The sequence below is a fragment of the Iodobacter sp. genome (genome assembly GCF_025352645.1).
Taxonomy (GTDB): Bacteria; Pseudomonadota; Gammaproteobacteria; order Burkholderiales; family Chitinibacteraceae; genus Iodobacter.
This window is the reverse complement of record NZ_JANXSO010000144.1, coordinates 1-18,735: the sequence shown is the minus strand read 5'-3', so window position 1 is coordinate 18,735 and position 18,735 is coordinate 1. Positions and strand designations below refer to the sequence as shown.

Below are 18,735 nucleotides of genomic sequence, written 5' to 3'. Positions count from 1 at the left end.
GCCTGTGTCAAAACCAGCCCTTCTTGCGCTTGCCGACGGCACCCTCTTTCATGGTATTTCCATCGGAACCGATGGCACAACCATTGGTGAGGTCGTGTTCAATACGGCGATGACCGGTTATCAGGAAATCCTGACAGACCCATCGTATACCAAGCAAATGGTCACGTTGACCTATCCACATATCGGTAACTATGGCGTAAGCCCGGAAGATGTAGAGTCGCATTCCGTGTTTGCCGCTGGCCTGATCATTCGTGATTTACCACTATTACATTCTAATTTCCGCGCTGATATGAGCCTTGGCGAGTATCTCGTTAAGAATAATGTTGTTGCGATTGCAGATATTGATACTCGTAAGCTAACGCGGATTTTACGCAGCAAAGGCGCTCAGCCAGGTTGTATCGTCACTGGCGATAATATCGATGCAGCCGCTGCCGTAGCAAAAGCCAAATCGTTTGGCTCTATGGCAGGGCAAGATCTTGCTAAGGTTGTAACGTGCAAAGAATCATTCGCATGGACAGCGCGCGAATGGAAACTGGGCGCGGGTTACACCGAGCAAACAAACCCAGAATTCCATGTTGTGGCTTACGATTACGGTGTGAAGTACAACATCTTGCGTATGCTGGCTGAGCGCGGTTGCAAGCTCACCGTCGTGCCTGCGCAAACACCCGCTGCAGATGTACTGGCACTGAAGCCTGATGGCGTGTTTTTATCCAATGGCCCAGGCGATCCTGAGCCTTGTGATTATGCAATTGAGGCGATTCAAGCCATCTTAGCTACAGATATCCCTGTTTTTGGTATCTGTCTGGGGCATCAGCTCTTGGGTCTTGCCAGTGGTGCTAAAACCAGCAAGATGAAGTTCGGTCACCACGGTGCTAATCATCCGGTACAAGATTTAGCCAGCAAGCATGTGATGATCACCAGCCAGAATCATGGCTTTCAGGTGGATGAAACTAGCTTGCCAGCCAATGTGAAAGTAACGCATCGCTCCTTGTTTGACGGCACTGTGCAAGGGATTGCACTCACCGACAAACCGGCGTTTTCTTTCCAAGGCCACCCAGAAGCAAGCCCAGGGCCGAATGACGTGGCGTATTTGTTCGATAAATTTATCGCAATGATGGCTGAGCGTAAGCCAGTTTAAGTAAATGTGGCCAGTCTTGGGCTGGCCGTATTCGATAAATTTGCGCAGCGTAAGCAGTTTGAGGGAAGAGCAATGCCAAAACGTACAGATTTAAAAAGCATCTTAATCATTGGTGCTGGCCCGATTGTGATCGGCCAGGCTTGTGAGTTTGATTATTCCGGCGCACAAGCGTGTAAGGCGCTGCGTGAAGAGGGTTACCGCGTTATTTTGGTGAACAGTAATCCTGCCACCATTATGACCGACCCCAATATGGCGGACGTGACCTACATCGAGCCAATTACTTGGCAAGTTGTCGAAAAAATAATTGAGAAAGAGCGTCCAGATGCGCTACTGCCTACTATGGGCGGCCAAACCGCACTGAACTGCGCTTTGGATTTATGGCGTCAGGGCGTGCTGGAAAAGTACAATGTAGAGATGATCGGTGCTAAGCCCGATGCCATCGATAAAGCCGAAGATCGCGGCAAGTTTAAAGATGCAATGACTAAAATTGGCCTTTCTACGCCAAAATCAGGCATTGCGCATAATATGGAACAAGCCCTTGCCGTGCAGGCAACGGTGGGGTATCCAACGCTGATTCGCCCATCGTTTACCATGGGCGGCTCGGGCGGCGGTATTGCTTATAACCGTGAAGAATTTGTCGAAATTTGTGATCGTGGTTTTGAAGCATCGCCAACGAACGAACTGCTGATCGAGCAGTCGGTATTAGGCTGGAAAGAGTATGAGATGGAAGTCGTTCGCGATCGCGCCGACAACTGCATCATCATCTGCTCAATCGAAAACTTCGACCCGATGGGTGTGCACACTGGCGATTCAATTACCGTTGCCCCTGCACAAACGCTAACGGATAAAGAATACCAAATCATGCGTAACGCCTCACTGGCGGTATTGCGTGAGATTGGTGTGGATACCGGTGGCTCGAATGTGCAGTTTGCCACCAATCCAGAAAATGGTGAGATGATCGTCATTGAAATGAACCCACGCGTAAGCCGTTCTTCTGCGCTGGCTTCTAAAGCAACGGGTTTCCCGATTGCTAAAGTGGCAGCCAAGCTGGCTGTGGGTTTTACGCTGGATGAGCTGCAAAATGAAATCACGGGCGGCAAAACACCTGCTTCGTTTGAGCCTTCGATTGACTACGTGGTAACTAAAATCCCGCGCTTTGCTTTCGAGAAATTCCCGCAAGCCAATGACAAGCTGACGACCCAAATGAAGTCAGTGGGTGAGGTCATGGCCATTGGCCGTTCTGTTCAAGAATCCATGCAGAAAGCCTTGCGTGGCTTAGAAACCGGCATGTCTGGTTTTGATGAGATGACCACCGATCGCAGCGTGATCGAAGCAGAAATCGCTAATCCTGGTCCAGAGCGTATCTGGTACGTGGCCGATGCTTTCCGCGTGGGCATGAGCTTAGATGAAGTCTTTGCTTTAACTAAGATTGATCCATGGTTCCTGCGTCAGATTGAAGATTTGGTGCAAGAAGAAAACGCGATTCGCGGCACAGCCGTTGAAAGCATCGATTACGCAACCATGCGTCGTCTTAAGCGTAAAGGTTTCTCTGATCGTCGTTTAGCCGCCTTGCTAGAAACAGATCAAGCGGCAGTGCGTAAGGCGCGTCATGCGCTGAAAATTCGCCCAGTGTATAAGCGGGTAGATACTTGCGCGGCAGAGTTCTCGACCGATACCGCTTATATGTACTCGACTTATGAAGAAGAGTGCGAAGCAGCCCCAACTGATAAACGCAAAATCATGATCCTTGGCGGTGGCCCAAACCGCATTGGTCAGGGTATTGAGTTTGACTACTGCTGCGTACACGCGGCGCTGGCGCTGCGCGAAGATGGCTTTGAAACCATTATGGTTAACTGCAATCCGGAAACCGTATCCACCGATTACGATACTTCGGATCGCCTGTACTTTGAGCCGCTAACGCTCGAAGACGTGCTAGAAATCGTTAATATCGAAAAGCCAGAAGGCGTGATCGTGCAGTACGGTGGCCAAACGCCACTGAAACTAGCACGTGCCTTAGAAGCCAATGGCGTACCAATTATCGGCACAACGCCGGATATGATCGATGCAGCAGAAGACCGTGAACGCTTCCAGAAGCTGCTGCAAGATTTAGGTCTGCGTCAGCCACCTAACCGCACTGCGCGTAATGAGCGCGATGCGCTATTACTGGCCGCTGAAATTGGCTACCCGCTGGTGGTGCGCCCGTCCTATGTATTGGGCGGCCGTGCGATGGAAATCGTGCACCAGCAATCTGATTTAGAGCGCTATATGCGTGAAGCCGTGAAGGTTTCTAATGATAGCCCTGTGCTCTTGGATCGCTTCTTAAATGATGCAATTGAAGTGGATGTGGATGCCATTTGTGATGGCACCGATGTGTTGATTGGCGGCATTATGGAGCATATCGAACAAGCTGGCGTGCACTCGGGTGACTCGGCTTGCTCACTGCCACCGTTTAGCTTGTCGAAAGAAATTCAAGATGAGCTACGCCGTCAGACGGTATTAATGGCTAAGGGCCTAAACGTGGTTGGCCTAATGAATGTGCAGTTTGCCATTCAGGGCAAGGGGGACGATGCGGTAGTGTTTGTGCTGGAAGTTAACCCACGCGCATCCCGTACTGTGCCTTATGTATCAAAAGCCACCAGCTTGCCGATTGCTAAGATCGCTGCGCGCTGTATGGCGGGTCAAAGCTTAGTTTCGCAAGGCATGACCAAGGAAGTGATTCCACCTTATTACTCGGTAAAAGAAGCGGTATTCCCGTTTATTAAATTCCCTGGTGTGGATTCAATTCTGGGCCCAGAAATGAAATCGACCGGCGAAGTCATGGGCGTGGGCGCCACGTTTGCCGAAGCCTTTGTAAAATCACAGTTAGCTGCAGGTGTTGCTTTGCCTACACAGGGCAATGTGTTTATCTCAGTGCGTGATGGCGATAAAAACGGCGCGATCGAATGTGCAAATGTACTCGTAGCGCTGGGCTTTAAAGTCTTTGCAACCAAGGGTACGGCTGCAGCGATTGCTGGGGCTGGTGTTGCTGTGCAAAACGTCAATAAGGTAACTGAAGGCCGCCCACATATCGTGGATATGATCAAGAATGGTGAAATCGCCATGATAGTGAATACTGTCGACGAACGTCGCCAAGCCATTCAAGATTCTTACTCGATTCGCCATGAAGCCATGAAGGCTCGCTTACCTGTATTTACAACGATTGCCGGTGCCAAAGCAGCATGCATTGGCATGCGTGATTTAGGTGAAATGCGAGTTTATGATCTGCAGGGCTTGCATCGTACGATCAAACACTGATAATTTACGCCCTAAGGTTCGTGGATGGTGCTTCATTTTAATGAAGTACCATCACTAGAATGTAAGGGTGCCTCGAAAAACCTATATTTCTAAATGAGACAAGGCGCGTTTTAAAAAAATCGACGCTACATATGTTTGATATGTAAGGAGATTTTTTTAAAGCGCAACGTAGTATTATGACGAAAGATGGGCTTTTCGAGGTTCCCGTAAGTAAAAGCCGCCGTCCACTTGTGACGGCGGCTCTTCTTTTTGGATGGAGACTGTAAAGAAATGATAAAAATTCCGCTCACCGTACAAGGTGCGGTAAAACTGAAAGCCGAGTTGCAAAATCTAAAGAGCGTTGAACGCCCTTCAGTGATTGCGGCAATTGCCGAAGCACGCTCACACGGTGATTTATCGGAAAACGCTGAGTATGATGCAGCGAAAGAGAGACAAGGCTTTGTGGAAGGACGTATTGCTGAGCTAGAAAGTAAGCTTTCTAATGCGCAGTTAATCGAGCCAGCTAGCCTTGCTGAAACCGCTGAGGGCCGTGTGGTATTTGGCGCAACGGTTGATTTAGAAGACTTAGAAACCAGTAATAAAGTCACTTACCAAATCGTGGGTGATGAAGAAGCTGAAATCAAAGAATTTAAAATCTCAGTGTCTAGCCCGATTGCACGAGCGCTAATCGGTAAGTATGCCGGTGATGTAGCTGAAGTGATGGCTCCAGGCGGCATCCGCGAGTACGAAGTACTCGATGTAAAATACATCTAATACACCCAAAGGGAATGCAATGGGCTTAGGTTCAGGTTTAAAAAACCTACTCACCGTACTGTGGATTGGCGGTATGTGGACCATTGGCGTCATCGCAGCTCCTGCGCTATTTGCTGGCTTAGACAAAGCTACAGCAGGGATGGTGGCCGGTAAGCTATTTCATGCGATTGGTTGGGTAGGAATTGTAGCTGGCGTATATCTGGCTATTTGGTGTGTTTGGCAGATGGGCATGCGCGGCTTTCAAAGTGGAAAATTTTGGCTGGTGATGGGGATGTTGCTATGTACCCTTGTAAACCAGTTTGCGATTTTCCCAATGATTGCTAGCTTAAAGCCTGCTGTAAGCACGGCCGCAGAAGGGATGTTTGGAGGGGGATTAGCGCAATGGCATACCCTTTCTAGCTTGATTTATCTTTTGCAGAGTGTGTTTGGTATAATTTACATCTGGTCTGATACGGATCGCTAAGCGGGCTAATTGCCCTGCTGTGGCGATGCGTTTTATGCATGTGTGTGAAAAAACCGCTAAAGTATTAGGGCGACCTGAGTCGCCCTATTTACATTAAAGCCCGTTTATTTGGCTTTTTTTGCCTTGGGTAGTACGATCCGAGGCTTATCAGTATTTGATGCGCGGTAAACAATTAATAATTTGCCAATGTGTTGAACGGCAACCGCTCCGAGTTCAGAGCAGATCTTTTGCATGTATTCTTCACGCAGGGCACGATCATCACCTAAAACTCGAATTTTAATGAGTTCATGTGCATCTAAATTAACAGCAATTTCGCGGATTACCGCGTCTGCTAGGCCATTATTACCGATCATCACGACTGGATCGATATGATGAGCCAAGCTTTTCAGGTGGCGACGCTGATCCGATGTGAGTTCCATTGTTTCAAATCCTTGACTAAACAGGCAATTTTACCTCATGGCTCGTAGCAATTCCAGTAATGCGTGGTTGAAGGAACACGTCAACGATCATTATGTCCATCAAGCAAAAAAAGAAGGCTACCGCGCACGCGCTGCTTACAAGCTGCTTGAGATCAATGAAAAAGACAAATTATTCAAACAAGGCCTGTGGGTCGCCGATCTTGGCGCTGCGCCCGGGAGCTGGTCGCAAGTCGCAAGTCAGAATGTGGGTGAGTCTGGGCGTGTTTTTGCGCTAGACTTATTGGAGATGACACCAATTCGTGGTGTGGATTTCATTCAGGGTGATTTTCGGGAAGAAGAAGTACTGGCTCAGTACACTGAATTACTTGCTGGGCGCCAGGTAGACCTTGTGATTTGCGATATGGCCCCCAATATAACGGGGAATGCCGTCATGGATCAGGCTCGTAGTATGCTTTTATGTGAGCTTGCTTTAGATTTTGTTCGTGAGCAATTGAAACCAAACGGATCTTTTCTGGTCAAGGTATTCCAAGGTTATGGTTTTACCGAGTACATGGCTGCGATGCGTGAAACATTTACGACGGTGGTCACTCGTAATCCTAAGGCCTCACGCGACCGTAGCAATGAAACTTATTTGCTCGGCAAACAGAAAAAAGCTTGAATAGTATTAAACGTGTAGAATTTTTTTCTTTCATCCCGAGTAGCCGGTCTAGCTTAAGCGTGTGAATTGCACTCGCTTGGTAGGCTGCCAGGGGATAATCAGGAGTAGCGCCGTGAACAATCTCGGCAAGAACATCGCCATTTGGCTCGTCATTGGTCTGGTACTGATGACAGTCTTTAACCAATTTTCCCGCAAGCAAGATGCAAGCGGGCAGGTGGCGTATTCGCAGTTTATGGCTGATGTAGAGGCTGATCGAATTGCCAGCGCAGAAATCGAGGGAAACCCGATTCGCGGCCAGATTATTAAAGGCAAGCGCAACGATGGCAGCGCATTCTCTACACTGGCTCCGTTTGATTTCCGTATGGTTGATACGCTGATCAAGCATAACGTCAAATTTGCGGCTAAAGCTGAGGAAGAACCAAGCTTCTTGATGAATTTATTCATCAATTGGTTCCCTATGCTGCTCTTGATTGGCGTATGGGTGTTCTTTATGCGCCAGATGCAAGGTGGCGGTAAAGGCGGTGCATTTAGCTTTGGTAAATCAAAGGCGCGTCTTTTAGATGAAGCGACCAATGTGATTACTTTTGCTGATGTGGCGGGTTGTGATGAAGCCAAGGCTGACGTATCAGAAATCGTAGATTACTTGCGTGATCCAACTAAATACCAAAGCTTAGGTGGCCGTATGCCACGCGGTATTTTGCTGGTTGGCCCTCCAGGTACGGGTAAAACTTTGCTGGCGAAAGCGATTGCCGGTGAAGCTAAAGTGCCATTCTTTAGTATCTCGGGCTCTGATTTCGTTGAAATGTTTGTCGGCGTGGGCGCTGCCCGCGTTCGTGATATGTTTGAAAACGCTAAGAAAAACGCACCTTGCATCATCTTTATCGATGAAATTGATGCGGTAGGCCGTCAGCGCGGTGCCGGTATGGGCGGCGGTAATGATGAGCGCGAGCAAACACTGAACCAGATGCTGGTTGAGATGGATGGTTTTGAAGGCAATTCCGGCATTATGGTGATTGCAGCAACTAACCGCCCTGATGTGCTTGATCCTGCGCTGCTGCGTCCAGGTCGTTTTGATCGTCAAGTCATGGTTTCATTGCCAGATATTCGTGGCCGTGAGCAGATTCTTGGCGTGCATATGCGCAAAGTGCCTATTTCTAACGATGTGGATGCACAGGTGATTGCGCGTGGTACACCGGGTTTCTCAGGTGCGGACCTTGCAAACTTAGTGAATGAAGCGGCGCTATTTGCTGCTCGCCGAGTAAAACGTCTGGTTGATATGGACGATTTTGAATCGGCTAAAGATAAAATCATGATGGGGTCGGAACGCCGCTCTATGGTGATGAGCGAAGAAGAAAAAACCAATACTGCGTACCACGAATCAGGCCATGCTGTAGTGGCAAAGCTTTTGCCTAAGTCTGATCCGGTGCATAAAGTGACCATTATTCCTCGTGGCCGCGCACTGGGCGTAACCATGCAGCTGCCTGAAGCCGATCGCTATGCTTATGATCGTGGCTATCTGATGGACCGTATTGCGATTTTATTCGGTGGCCGTATTGCCGAAGAATTGTTTATGAATCAGATGACCACCGGCGCATCAAACGACTTTGAGCGTGCTACTTCATTAGCCCGCGATATGGTGACGCGTTACGGTATGACCGATGCTTTAGGCCCGATGGTGTATGGCGAAAACGAAGGTGAAGTATTTTTAGGCCGCTCAGTTACCACGCATAAGAATATGTCTGAAGCGACCATGATGCAGGTTGACGCTGAAATCCGCCGTATTATCGACGAGCAATATGGCTTAGCCCGCCGCTTACTAGAAGATAACCGCGATAAAGTTGAAGCCATGACGGCTGCACTGCTCGAATGGGAAACCATTGATGCAGAGCAGATCGAAGACATCATGCAAGGCCGCACTCCTAAGCCCCCAAAAGCGTTGCCAGTGAAGACGCCAGCGGGTGATCGCCCAAGCGGTGAAGCGCCAGCTACTCCTGTAATTAATACTCCAGCAACCGAAGCTTAAAACTGAGTTGTGAATAAAATGGCGGCCTGATGGGCCGCCTTTTTTTGTGCTGCCTAAAGGTATCAGTAGTATAAAAAGCGCCAAAAACTGCATTAAAGATGAGGGATAAGATGAATATATTGCAATGTGGGCGTTTTAGCCTGCAGTTGAATCGCCCATTGGTGATGGGCATTGTTAATGTCACTCCTGATTCGTTTTCGGATGGTGGGCATTTTCAACAAGTGGGTGCCGCACTCGCTCATGCTGAAAAACTGCTCGCCGATGGTGCGGATATTTTAGATATTGGTGGCGAATCAACGCGCCCAGGTGCAGCTTTTGTGTCTGAAGTAGAAGAAATTCACCGCGTTATTCCCGTCATTACGGCACTACAAGCGTTGAATGTGCCACTTTCTGTAGATACTCGTAAAGCTGCTGTAATGCATGCTGCCTTAGACTCTGGGGTAGATCTAGTGAATGATATTTCTGCCTTAGAAGAAGAGGGCGCACTAGAGCTGCTGGCTAAAAGTAATGCTGCAGTTTGCCTCATGCATAAGCAGGGCGAGCCGCAAAATATGCAATCTACGCCTAGCTATACCGATGTACTTGCAGAGGTAACACATTATTTGCGGCAAAGACGGGATGCTGCTTTGGCTGCTGGCATTGCCCATCAGCGTCTATTGTTGGATCCTGGTTTTGGATTCGGCAAAAATTTAGAACATAATGTGGCGCTGTTTCGTGGTTTGCCCATGCTATTACAAAGCTTAGCCACCCCTTTATTGATTGGGGTATCGCGTAAGAGTATGTTAGGGCAGATTACTGGCCAGGCTGTGCATGAGCGCATGCCTGCTAGCATTGCCGCTGCGCTTATGGCTGCACAGGCAGGTAGCGCGGTGATTCGGGTACACGATGTGCGGGAAACAGTGGATGCGTTAAAAGTATGGCGTGCCTTACAATAAACGCCAGTTTTTTTAAAATAATTTGTTCTCCAGCAATGTCCCTGTTTAAAAATTGGGGTAAAAGTAGTTGGAAGCAAATTTGGCCAAGCTTATTATCGGAGTGAATGATGGGTCGCAAGTATTTTGGAACAGACGGTGTACGTGGTTTAGTGGGTGAATATCCGATTACACCTGAGTTTGCGATGAAGCTAGGCTATGCAGCGGGTAAAGTGCTTGCGGCAGAAAGTAAGCGTGGTAATGGCGATCATGCTGCGGTGCTGATCGGTAAAGACACCCGTGTGTCAGGTTATATGCTGGAAGCCGCGCTGCAAGCGGGTTTAAACGCTGCTGGCGTGGATGTATATCTAACAGGGCCTCTCCCTACCCCTGGTATCGCTTATTTAACCCGTGCGTTGCGTTTATCCGCTGGCGTGGTGATTTCTGCATCGCACAATCCTTATCACGATAACGGGATTAAGTTTTTTGGTGCAGGTGGTAAAAAACTGGCAGATGACGTTGAATTGGCGATTGAAGCAGCAATCGATCAAGTACAGCCTTGCGTTTCGCCTAAGCGCATTGGTAAATCTTGGCGAGTAGACGATGCGGCTGGCCGTTATATTGAATTTTGTAAATCCACTTTCCCAAATGAGCTTGATCTACGCGGCTTAAAACTGGTGGTGGATTGTGCACACGGCGCAACTTACGATATCGCCCCGCATGTGTTCCATGAGCTGGGTGCAGAAGTCGTCAAGATTGGTGTAACGCCTAATGGCTACAATATCAACGAAGATGTTGGTGCTACTCACCCAGAAACTGCCCGTAAAGCGGTACTGGCTGAAGGTGCAGATTTCGGGATCTCCTTAGATGGTGATGGCGATCGGCTGATTATGATCGACCGTGATGGCACGATTGTAGATGGCGATCAGCTGCTCTACGCACTTGCGTGTTATCGCCAGGATAAAGGAACATTGGGCGAAGGCGTAGTTGGCACCTTGATGACGAATTTGGGCGTAGAAAATGGCCTGAAAGCACGCGGGATTGGTTTTGAGCGTGCTAAAGTCGGAGACCGCTATGTGCTTGAAAAATTACTAGCGAATAACTGGCTGGTAGGCGGTGAAGGCTCTGGGCATTTGCTTTGCCTAGACAAGCACTCCACCGGTGATGGCATTGTGTCTGCCCTACAAGTGCTGCAGGCGCTAAAAGAAAGCGGCAAGACATTGGCGCAGTATTGCCATGATCTAGTGCTGTCAACGCAGGTGCTAAAAAATGTCCGTATCGCTAAGGGCTTTGATTGCCATGCCTCAGAGCTAATTAAAGCGGCAGTAAGCAAGGCAGAAGTGGCGATGGGTACTGCTGGCCGTGTGTTATTACGCCCATCAGGTACAGAGCCGGTGGTTCGCGTAATGGTGGAGCACACTGATGCCAATATTGCACGAGAATGGGCAGAGCAGATTGCCAAAGTAGTCAGTAGCGAGGCAAATGCTGAATAATTAGAGCGGGGCATTGCCCCGCTTTTTAACGGCGCATTTATAATTTGGCTGGCTTATTTATTGGGAAGTGTTGTAATAAATTCTTTTAACGATTTGTCATGGTAATTAAACAATTCTGTAACTTAATACTTTTAGAATCGTACTAGTTAATGACCCACAACAGGGTTGTCTGTTGTCACAACAATCTGAGAGAGTAATTTTATGAAACTAGCACGCCTGATTCTGGTATCCAGTATTTTTGTATTTGCTATGGGCACAGTGAATGCTGCGGATGCACCTGCTATTGCCGGATTGACTGGTGATGCATTAGCTGCTGCTGTCAAAGGTAATCTAGATAACGATTTAGTTTTACAAAAGTTTAACTTAAAAGTTAAAGGTAAAGATGCCGATGTAACAATTGAAGGCAGTGTTGATGAAGGCGAGCAAATGGCCCTTGCAGGTAATGTGGCTGAAAATGTAAAAGGTGTGCGCTACGTATTCAATAATATTGTTCCAAAGAACTAATGGTTTAAATTTAAAGAAGGCAGCTTAGGCTGCCTTTTTTATGCCTGTTAATAGTCAGAGTAACGATTTTTTAGATTAAAAAAATGGCAAGCCTTAGGCTTGCCATTTGCTTTAGGAGAGCAATAAATTAACCAAATTTACCCGTAATATAATCTTCAGTCGCTTTTACTTTCGGTGTGGTGAAAATACTATCTGTTTCACCTACTTCAATCAGTTCGCCTAAATACATATAAGCGGTGATATCAGAAACACGAGCGGCTTGTTGCATATTATGCGTTACGATTGCAATCGTATAATCTTGCTTTAATTCGTGCACTAATTCTTCTACGTGTGCTGTAGAAATTGGGTCAAGTGCCGAAGTTGGTTCATCTAATAGCAATACTTCCGGTTTAACGGCAACTGCGCGTGCAATACAAAGGCGTTGTTGTTGACCGCCAGATAAACTTAAACCAGATTGCTTCAGTTTATCTTTTGCTTCATTCCACAGCGCTGCTTTTTGCAAGGCCCATTCAACGCGGTCATCCATTTCGGATTTAGGCAAGTTTTCGTACAGCTTTACACCAAAAGCAATATTGTCATAAATAGACATAGGAAATGGCGTTGGTTTCTGAAATACCATGCCTACTTTGGCACGTAGCATATTCAAATCTACATCATTATCCAAAACGTTTTTACCGTTTAAGATGATTTCGCCTTCTGCACGTAATTTTGGATAAAGATCATACATGCGATTAAAGGTGCGCAGCAGGGTAGATTTACCGCAGCCAGATGGGCCAATAAAAGCGGTCACTTTTCCTTCTTGAATATCTAAATTTACATTTTTTAGGGCATGAAAATTGCCGTAATAGAAGTTAAGGTTTTTAATAGCAAGTTTTGCAGGGTTTGTTTGATTCTTCATGATTAAACTTATCCGTATTGGTTTGTTAGTTTTGTTTCGGTTCACGCAGCATCACGCGCGCAACAATATTTAAACCGAGCACAAATAGGCCAATTAATAAAGCACCCGTCCAAGCTAACTGATGCCATTCGTCATAAGGGCTCATGGCGAATTGAAAGATGACAACTGGCAAATTAGACATCGGCTGATTCATGTTTGAATAGAATTGATTATTTAGTGCCGTAAATAGCAGCGGTGCCGTTTCGCCCAAGATACGCGCAATGGCTAGCAAAATACCGGTTGCAACACCTGCTTTAGCGGCACGTAATGTAACTAAAAGCACCATTTTCCACTGTGGAGCACCTAGGGCATAGGCCGCTTCACGCATTGCGGTTGGTACTAGGCGCAGCATGTTTTCTGTGGTTCTTAATACCACCGGAATCACTAAAATAGCTAAAGCAAATGAGCCCGCCCAACCAGAAAAATGCTGCACGCGTGCTACATACATTTCGAAAATAAATAAGCCAATAACAATCGAAGGGGCAGAAAGCAAAATATCATTAATAAAGCGAGTGGTAGGCGCTAACCAGCCTTTATTACCAAATTCAGCCAAATAGGTGCCTGCCAAAATGCCAATCGGTGTGCCAATAGCAACCCCTACAATGGACATTTGCAAGCTGCCTAAAATTGCATTAGACAAACCACCTGCACTGCCTGGAGCAGGTGTTGTTTGAGTAAATGTAGCAAAGGTTAAACCAGGCAGGCCATTTTTAAATAGCGTAAACATAATCCAGAATAACCAGAATAAACCAAAGGCCATGGCAAAAATGGAAAGTGTTAAGCTTAGGTAATTGACTGCGCGGCGGCGCTTATAAATATTCATGGCCTTACTCATGAGTTAGCGCCCTCATTGCGTTGTAAGCGCAGCAATAATAATTTAGAAAGCACTAGAACAATAAAGGTGATAAAGAACAGTAATAAACCTAATTCAATCAGTGATGAAACATAAAGCTCACCATTGGCTTCGGTAAATTCATTGGCTAGCGTGGCAGAGATGGTGGTGGCAGGGTCAAATAGGGAATTCATTTTTGCCTGAGAATTACCAATAACAAAGGTAATTGCCATGGTTTCGCCTAATGCACGGCCAAGGCCCAGCATGACGCCGCCAATAATCCCATTTTTAGTAAATGGCACAACCACATTCCAAACGACTTCCCAAGTTGTCGCGCCTAGGCCATAAGCTGATTCTTTAAGCATTGGCGGTACAACTTCAAATACATCACGCATCACCGAGGTAACATAAGGAATAACCATAATTGAAAGAATCAAGCTGGCCGTGAACATGCCAATACCCATTGGTGCACCCACAAATAATCCCCCAATCAATGGCCAATTTGCGGTGGTTTCAGTCAACCAAGGCTGCACATGGTCTGCAAATAAGGGTGCAAAAACAAATAAACCCCACATGCCATAAATAATGGAAGGCACGCCAGCAAGCAGCTCAATCGCTACCCCAAGTGGGCGGCGCAGCCATGTTGGTGATAATTCGGTTAGAAAAATGGCAATGCCAAAGCTAACGGGCACCGCAATAATCAGCGCAATAAAAGAGGAAACTAAAGTGCCGCGAATAGAGGGCCATGCACCAAATTCTTCTGTAACAGGATTCCAGCTTTCTGAAGTAATAAAGCTTAAGCCAAAATGCTTAATGCTTGGCATTGCGCCATAGAGCAATGAAAGAATAATACCGCTTAATAAAGCAAGTACAAAAAAAGCAAAAAAACGTGTACTGCCGACGAACAGCATATCTTGAAATCGCTGCTGTTTCATTCGTTGTGTTTGATTCGGCATTAAAATCTCCATTACACCGATGCTTCATAACAACACAACAGGAGCTTTATGGCTCCTGTTGTGTGTTTAGACGTATAGCGGTACTGCCGCCACTGTAATGACTAATTACTTCCAGATTGGATTTGCGCCATCTGTCATTTGCGCTTTCCAGTTGGCTTTAATCATATTCACTACGCTATCTGGCATAGGAATGTAATCTAAATCAAGCGCAACTTTATCTGCATCATTGCCATAAGCCCAATCAAAAAATTTCAATACTTCAAGTGCTTGTGCTGGTTTGTCTTGCTTTTTGTGCATCAAAATAAATGTTGGGTTAGCAATTGGCCATGATGTTTTACCCGCTGAGTTTGTCGTCAGCAGATACATGCCTGGGGCATTTTTCCAATCTGCGCCAGCTGCTGCGGCAATAAAGGCTTCTTCGGAAGGCTCAACAAAAACGCCGTCACGGTTTTGCAGTGCGGTGTGAGCCAGTTTGTTTTGTTTTGCGTAAGCAAACTCAACGTAACCAATTGCACCTTTAATACGTTGTACATAGTTGGAAACGCCTTCGTTACCCTTGCCACCTACACCAACAGGCCATTGCAAGGAGGTGTTTGCACCTACTTTTTCTTTCCATTCTGCGGATACTTTTGACAGGTAATCAGCAAATACAAATGTAGTGCCTGAGCCGTCTGAACGACGAACAACAGTAATGTTTTGGTCTGGCAAGCTAACACCAGCGTTGATCGCAACGATGGCTGGGTCATTCCATTTCTTGATTTTGCCAAGGAAAATGTCAGTCAGTACTTGCGGAGTCATTTTCAACTGGCCTGGCTTAATACCAGGAATATTTACCACCGGCACTACGCCACCAATCACGGTAGGGAATTGCATCAGGCCTTGTTTATTTAACTCTTCTGGCTTGAGTGGCATGTCGGACGCGCCAAAATCAACCGTTTTAGCTTGAATTTGCTTAATACCGCCACCAGAACCAATCGATTGATAATTCAGGCCAGTGCCGGTTTTTGCTTTGTACATTTCAGCCCACTTAGCGTAGAGCGGGTACGGGAAGGTCGCACCTGCACCAGTAATGTCTGCCGCGATAGCATGTGTGAACAGGCCGGCAGTAAGGCCGATGGTAACAATCAGTTTGCGAACAAGTGCCATTACAGATAACTCCGAGGGCTAAAGCGTTTGGATTGAAATGATATTTCGCTATGCTAGCTGCTGATTGTTGCTGAAATATTACAAGTCACTCAGTTTGGGTGAGCTTCTCTTGAAAATCAATAAATTGACGCGTGTTCTTTATAGAATCAAGCACGCCTCGGTTTGACTGGGGGTAGGGGTGGGAATACAATCTGCAGCTTTTGAAGTGGGTGCTTCACGTCGTATGACAAGACAGCTAGTAATTGGTAACTGGAAGATGCATGGCAGCATCGGTAAGGTTCGTTCGGTATTGCCTGAGTTGGCCCGTGCCAAGCTTGGCTCGAACGTGGCGGTATGCATTCCTTATCCTTATGTCATGCTTGCTAATAGTTTACTAAAAGATAGTCAGGTTCAGGTTGGAGCTCAGGACGTCAGCGAGTATCATGTTGGGGCCTACACAGGCGCAGTTTCTGCATCTATGTTGGCAGACATTGGTTGCGAGCTGGTTATCGTGGGGCACTCAGAACGTCGTCGTTATTTTGGCGAGAGTAGTGAAAATGCCGCGCGTAAGCTGCGTGCATGTTTAGATGCAGGGCTTTTTCCCGTGTATTGTGTTGGAGAAGATGCAGATGAGCGCGCAAGTGGCAGGCATAAAGAAATTATTGCAGCAGAATTAGCCGTTTTACGCGGTTTGCCGATAGGGCTTTATGCGGTTGCTTACGAGCCATCATGGGCAGTAGGTACCGGCGTGATAGCCACATCAGCGCAAATCGCAGAAATGCACGCGTTTATCAAAGAAACTTTAGAGCCCCGCACCCGAGTGTTGTACGGCGGTAGTGTAAAAGGCAGTAATGCTGAAGAGGTTCTGGCAGTAGACGGGGTAGATGGTGTACTTGTTGGCGGAGCGGCCCTTTCGGCTTCCGAGTTTTTAGAAATCTGCATGGCTGCGCGCTAGTCAAGGAATCGAAAACCCTGCTAGAATGCGCGCCGCATAGAATTGAGAAATAAATGGAACTTATTAAATCACTCGTGCTTATTCTTAACGTGGTTTCAGCGATTGCTACCATTGTTTTGGTGCTAATGCAGCACGGTAAAGGTGCTGATATGGGCGCTGCATTTGGCAGTGGTTCTGCGGGCAGTTTGTTTGGATCGTCAGGTTCGGCTAATTTTTTAAGCCGGACTACTGCGGTGACGGCTACGCTGTTCTTTGCTAGCTGTCTTGCTCTGGTCTTACTTGTAAGCCCAGCTAAGAAGTCTGATCTGGGTGTGATGGGTACGCAAAAGCCTGCGGTACAGCAGCCTGCACAGCCAAGTAAAATTCCTGAGTAAGCCGTTAATTTAGGAAGATTAATCTGTTTTTAATGCCGACATGGTGAAATTGGTAGACACGCTATCTTGAGGGGGTAGTGACTTCGGTTGTGAGAGTTCGAGTCTCTCTGTCGGCACCAGATTCAAAACGTCCGCGCAATGTGGGCGAATACAACATATAAAAATATCCTTAACCGCAAATCTGGGGAGTGCCATGCTCGCTAACTATTTCCCCATCCTGATGTTTCTGGCTGTAGGACTCTTGGTGGGCGTCGCCCCTCTGGTTCTTGGCTGGGGGGTGGGCAAGATTCTCGGGACCAATCGGCCTGATCCTGAAAAACGCTCGCCTTACGAGTGTGGCTTCGAAGCTTTCGAAGACGCGCGCATGCAATTTGATGTGCGCTACTACCTCGTTGCAATCCTGTTTATTTTGTTCGATCTCGAAGTGGCCTTCCTTGTGCCATGGGCTGTTGTGCTCAAAGAGCTCGGCATGTTCGGCTTCCTTACAATGATGATCTTCCTGACCGTATTGGTTGTGGGCTTTGTCTTTGAGTGGAAGAAAGGCGCACTGGAATGGGAGTAATAAAATGAATGCTCAAACAAGTTTGCCGTCAGCAGACAAGGGCTTTGTAACCACATCACTAGATACCGTCATCAACTGGACCCGTACCGGATCCCTATGGCCTATGACCTTTGGTTTGGCCTGTTGTGCGGTAGAAATGATGCATGCAGGCGCTGCCCGCTATGACTTGGATCGTTTTGGTATTGTTTTTCGTCCAAGTCCGCGTCAGTCTGATCTGATGATTGTTGCAGGTACTCTGTGCAATAAAATGGCACCAGCCTTGCGTAAAGTTTACGATCAGATGCCTGAGCCACGCTGGGTGATCTCGATGGGATCCTGTGCCAACGGTGGTGGTTACTACCATTATTCCTATTCTGTGGTTCGTGGTTGTGATCGGATTGTGCCGGTTGATATCTATGTGCCGGGCTGTCCTCCGACAGCTGAAGCTTTGCTTTACGGCATTATTCAGCTACAGAATAAGATTAAGCGTACAAACACTATTGCACGATCAGGTGTTGTAGCAAGTGAGCGAGGGTAATCAGTGGATCGTAAACTTTCTATCCTAATGGACAGCCTGAAGTCTGTTCTAGGTGAGGTGGGGGGGGCTAATCTCTCCAAAATGGTCTGTGCTTTAGACGAAGTTACCATTGAAGTGCCGGTTGCTGCGTGGCCCGCTGTAGCGTTAATGCTGCGTGATGATGCAGCTTTGCACTTTGAATCCTGTCTGGATGTTTGTGGTGTTGATTACAGCGCTTACAAAGACGCCGTATGGGAAGGCCATCGCTTTGCTGCGGTTTACCACTTCTTGTCGTATAAACACAATGTACGCTTACGTGTACGCGTGTTCTGTACTGATGATGACTTCCCGGTTGTGCCATCGGTAGTGACTGTGTGGCCTGGCCTGAATTGGTTTGAGCGCGAAGCGTTTGATTTGTTCGGGATTATGTTTCAAGGCCATCCAGATTTACGCCGTATTCTGACTGATTATGGTTTTGTTGGTCATCCTTTCCGTAAGGATTTCCCGCTTTCAGGTTACGTAGAAATGCGTTACGACCCAGAACAAGGCCGCGTTATCTACCAGCCTGTCACTATCGATCCGCGTGAAACAACTCCGCGTATCATCCGCGAGGAGAACTACGGTGGCTGCTGAAATCCGCAACTACACGCTTAACTTCGGGCCACAACACCCTGCCGCGCACGGCGTGCTTCGCCTTGTGTTAGAGCTTGATGGTGAAGTGGTTGAACGGGCAGACCCGCATATCGGGCTTTTGCACCGTGGTACTGAAAAATTAGCTGAATCAAAAACCTATATTCAATCGCTGCCTTATATGGACCGTCTCGACTATGTGTCGATGATGT

At 47.3% G+C, this 18,735-nt stretch carries 19 protein-coding genes, 1 tRNA gene and 1 pseudogene; 16 read left to right on the top strand and 5 right to left on the bottom strand.

Going from position 1 to position 18,735, the window contains the following annotated elements:
- Positions 1 to 4: 4 nt before the first annotated feature.
- The 4 genes from carA (at position 5) to Q0R17_RS16580 (ending at position 5,648) form a co-directional block, all read left to right on the top strand.
- On the top strand, positions 5 to 1,138 hold the full coding sequence (carA, locus tag Q0R17_RS16595; RefSeq protein WP_293936916.1) for a glutamine-hydrolyzing carbamoyl-phosphate synthase small subunit: 1,134 nt from the start codon (positions 5 to 7) through the stop codon (positions 1,136 to 1,138).
- Between the two features lie 72 nt (positions 1,139 to 1,210).
- Entirely contained in the window at positions 1,211 to 4,432 is a 3,222-nt protein-coding gene (gene carB / locus Q0R17_RS16590; RefSeq protein ID WP_293936906.1) for a carbamoyl-phosphate synthase large subunit, read from the top strand.
- A gap of 270 nt (positions 4,433 to 4,702) precedes the next feature.
- Positions 4,703 to 5,185 (top strand): transcription elongation factor GreA, encoded by a 483-nt coding sequence (gene greA / locus Q0R17_RS16585; RefSeq protein WP_046352301.1) that lies wholly within the window; start codon positions 4,703 to 4,705, stop codon positions 5,183 to 5,185.
- 19 nt (positions 5,186 to 5,204) lie between these two features.
- Positions 5,205 to 5,648, top strand: a complete 444-nt coding sequence (locus Q0R17_RS16580) for a DUF4149 domain-containing protein (protein ID WP_293936903.1) — start codon at positions 5,205 to 5,207, stop codon at positions 5,646 to 5,648.
- A gap of 104 nt (positions 5,649 to 5,752) precedes the next feature.
- On the opposite strand, the gene yhbY is transcribed toward Q0R17_RS16580, so the two are convergent.
- Complete coding sequence (gene yhbY / locus Q0R17_RS16575) at positions 5,753 to 6,067, bottom strand: ribosome assembly RNA-binding protein YhbY (RefSeq protein ID WP_293936901.1); 315 nt, start codon at positions 6,065 to 6,067, stop codon at positions 5,753 to 5,755.
- Between the two features lie 37 nt (positions 6,068 to 6,104).
- Here yhbY and rlmE point away from each other — a divergent pair, with 37 nt between their 5' ends.
- The 5 genes from rlmE to Q0R17_RS16550 all read left to right on the top strand — a co-directional run bounded on the left by rlmE (position 6,105) and on the right by Q0R17_RS16550 (position 11,656).
- Complete coding sequence (gene rlmE, locus Q0R17_RS16570; protein WP_293936899.1) at positions 6,105 to 6,725, top strand: 23S rRNA (uridine(2552)-2'-O)-methyltransferase RlmE; 621 nt, start codon at positions 6,105 to 6,107, stop codon at positions 6,723 to 6,725.
- Positions 6,726 to 6,837: 112 nt separating this feature from the next.
- Positions 6,838 to 8,748: an ATP-dependent zinc metalloprotease FtsH gene (gene ftsH, locus Q0R17_RS16565; RefSeq protein WP_293936896.1), complete on the top strand. Its 1,911-nt coding sequence runs from the start codon at positions 6,838 to 6,840 to the stop codon at positions 8,746 to 8,748.
- Positions 8,749 to 8,858: 110 nt separating this feature from the next.
- Complete coding sequence (folP, locus tag Q0R17_RS16560) at positions 8,859 to 9,683, top strand: dihydropteroate synthase (RefSeq protein WP_293936894.1); 825 nt, start codon at positions 8,859 to 8,861, stop codon at positions 9,681 to 9,683.
- A 107-nt stretch (positions 9,684 to 9,790) separates the two neighbouring features.
- Positions 9,791 to 11,152 (top strand): phosphoglucosamine mutase, encoded by a 1,362-nt coding sequence (gene glmM / locus Q0R17_RS16555; protein WP_293936914.1) that lies wholly within the window; start codon positions 9,791 to 9,793, stop codon positions 11,150 to 11,152.
- 201 nt (positions 11,153 to 11,353) lie between these two features.
- Positions 11,354 to 11,656, top strand: coding sequence for a BON domain-containing protein (locus Q0R17_RS16550; RefSeq protein WP_293936892.1), 303 nt, complete (start codon positions 11,354 to 11,356; stop codon positions 11,654 to 11,656).
- A 127-nt stretch (positions 11,657 to 11,783) separates the two neighbouring features.
- Here the strand turns inward: Q0R17_RS16550 and pstB are convergent, their stop codons facing one another.
- The 4 genes from pstB to pstS form a co-directional block, all read right to left on the bottom strand.
- Positions 11,784 to 12,554: a phosphate ABC transporter ATP-binding protein PstB gene (gene pstB, locus Q0R17_RS16545; RefSeq protein ID WP_293936912.1), complete on the bottom strand. Its 771-nt coding sequence runs from the start codon at positions 12,552 to 12,554 to the stop codon at positions 11,784 to 11,786.
- A 25-nt stretch (positions 12,555 to 12,579) separates the two neighbouring features.
- Positions 12,580 to 13,428: a phosphate ABC transporter permease PstA gene (pstA, locus tag Q0R17_RS16540; RefSeq protein WP_293936890.1), complete on the bottom strand. Its 849-nt coding sequence runs from the start codon at positions 13,426 to 13,428 to the stop codon at positions 12,580 to 12,582.
- Positions 13,425 to 14,381: a phosphate ABC transporter permease subunit PstC gene (gene pstC, locus Q0R17_RS16535; RefSeq protein WP_293936887.1), complete on the bottom strand. Its 957-nt coding sequence runs from the start codon at positions 14,379 to 14,381 to the stop codon at positions 13,425 to 13,427. Before pstC ends, pstA begins: the two co-directional genes overlap by 4 nt.
- Positions 14,382 to 14,486: 105 nt before the next feature.
- The gene (gene pstS, locus Q0R17_RS16530) at positions 14,487 to 15,527 is read right to left on the bottom strand and encodes a phosphate ABC transporter substrate-binding protein PstS (protein WP_293936885.1); all 1,041 of its coding nucleotides are present in this window, start codon (positions 15,525 to 15,527) and stop codon (positions 14,487 to 14,489) included.
- A 223-nt stretch (positions 15,528 to 15,750) separates the two neighbouring features.
- On the opposite strand from pstS, the gene tpiA reads away from it, so the two are divergent.
- The 7 genes and pseudogenes from tpiA to Q0R17_RS16495 all read left to right on the top strand — a co-directional run.
- Complete coding sequence (gene tpiA / locus Q0R17_RS16525) at positions 15,751 to 16,461, top strand: triose-phosphate isomerase (RefSeq protein ID WP_293936883.1); 711 nt, start codon at positions 15,751 to 15,753, stop codon at positions 16,459 to 16,461.
- Between the two features lie 53 nt (positions 16,462 to 16,514).
- Entirely contained in the window at positions 16,515 to 16,835 is a 321-nt protein-coding gene (gene secG / locus Q0R17_RS16520) for a preprotein translocase subunit SecG (RefSeq protein WP_293936881.1), read from the top strand.
- 34 nt (positions 16,836 to 16,869) lie between these two features.
- Positions 16,870 to 16,954, top strand: a tRNA-Leu gene (locus Q0R17_RS16515).
- 74 nt (positions 16,955 to 17,028) lie between these two features.
- On the top strand, positions 17,029 to 17,397 hold the full coding sequence (locus Q0R17_RS16510; RefSeq protein ID WP_293936879.1) for an NADH-quinone oxidoreductase subunit A: 369 nt from the start codon (positions 17,029 to 17,031) through the stop codon (positions 17,395 to 17,397).
- A gap of 4 nt (positions 17,398 to 17,401) precedes the next feature.
- The gene (locus Q0R17_RS16505; RefSeq protein WP_293936876.1) at positions 17,402 to 17,914 is read left to right on the top strand and encodes an NADH-quinone oxidoreductase subunit B family protein; all 513 of its coding nucleotides are present in this window, start codon (positions 17,402 to 17,404) and stop codon (positions 17,912 to 17,914) included.
- Between the two features lie 27 nt (positions 17,915 to 17,941).
- Complete coding sequence (locus Q0R17_RS16500; protein WP_293936910.1) at positions 17,942 to 18,526, top strand: NADH-quinone oxidoreductase subunit C; 585 nt, start codon at positions 17,942 to 17,944, stop codon at positions 18,524 to 18,526.
- Positions 18,516 to 18,735, top strand: a pseudogene (locus Q0R17_RS16495) (NADH-quinone oxidoreductase subunit D); the annotation flags it as partial. The gene Q0R17_RS16500 and the pseudogene Q0R17_RS16495, both read left to right, overlap by 11 nt.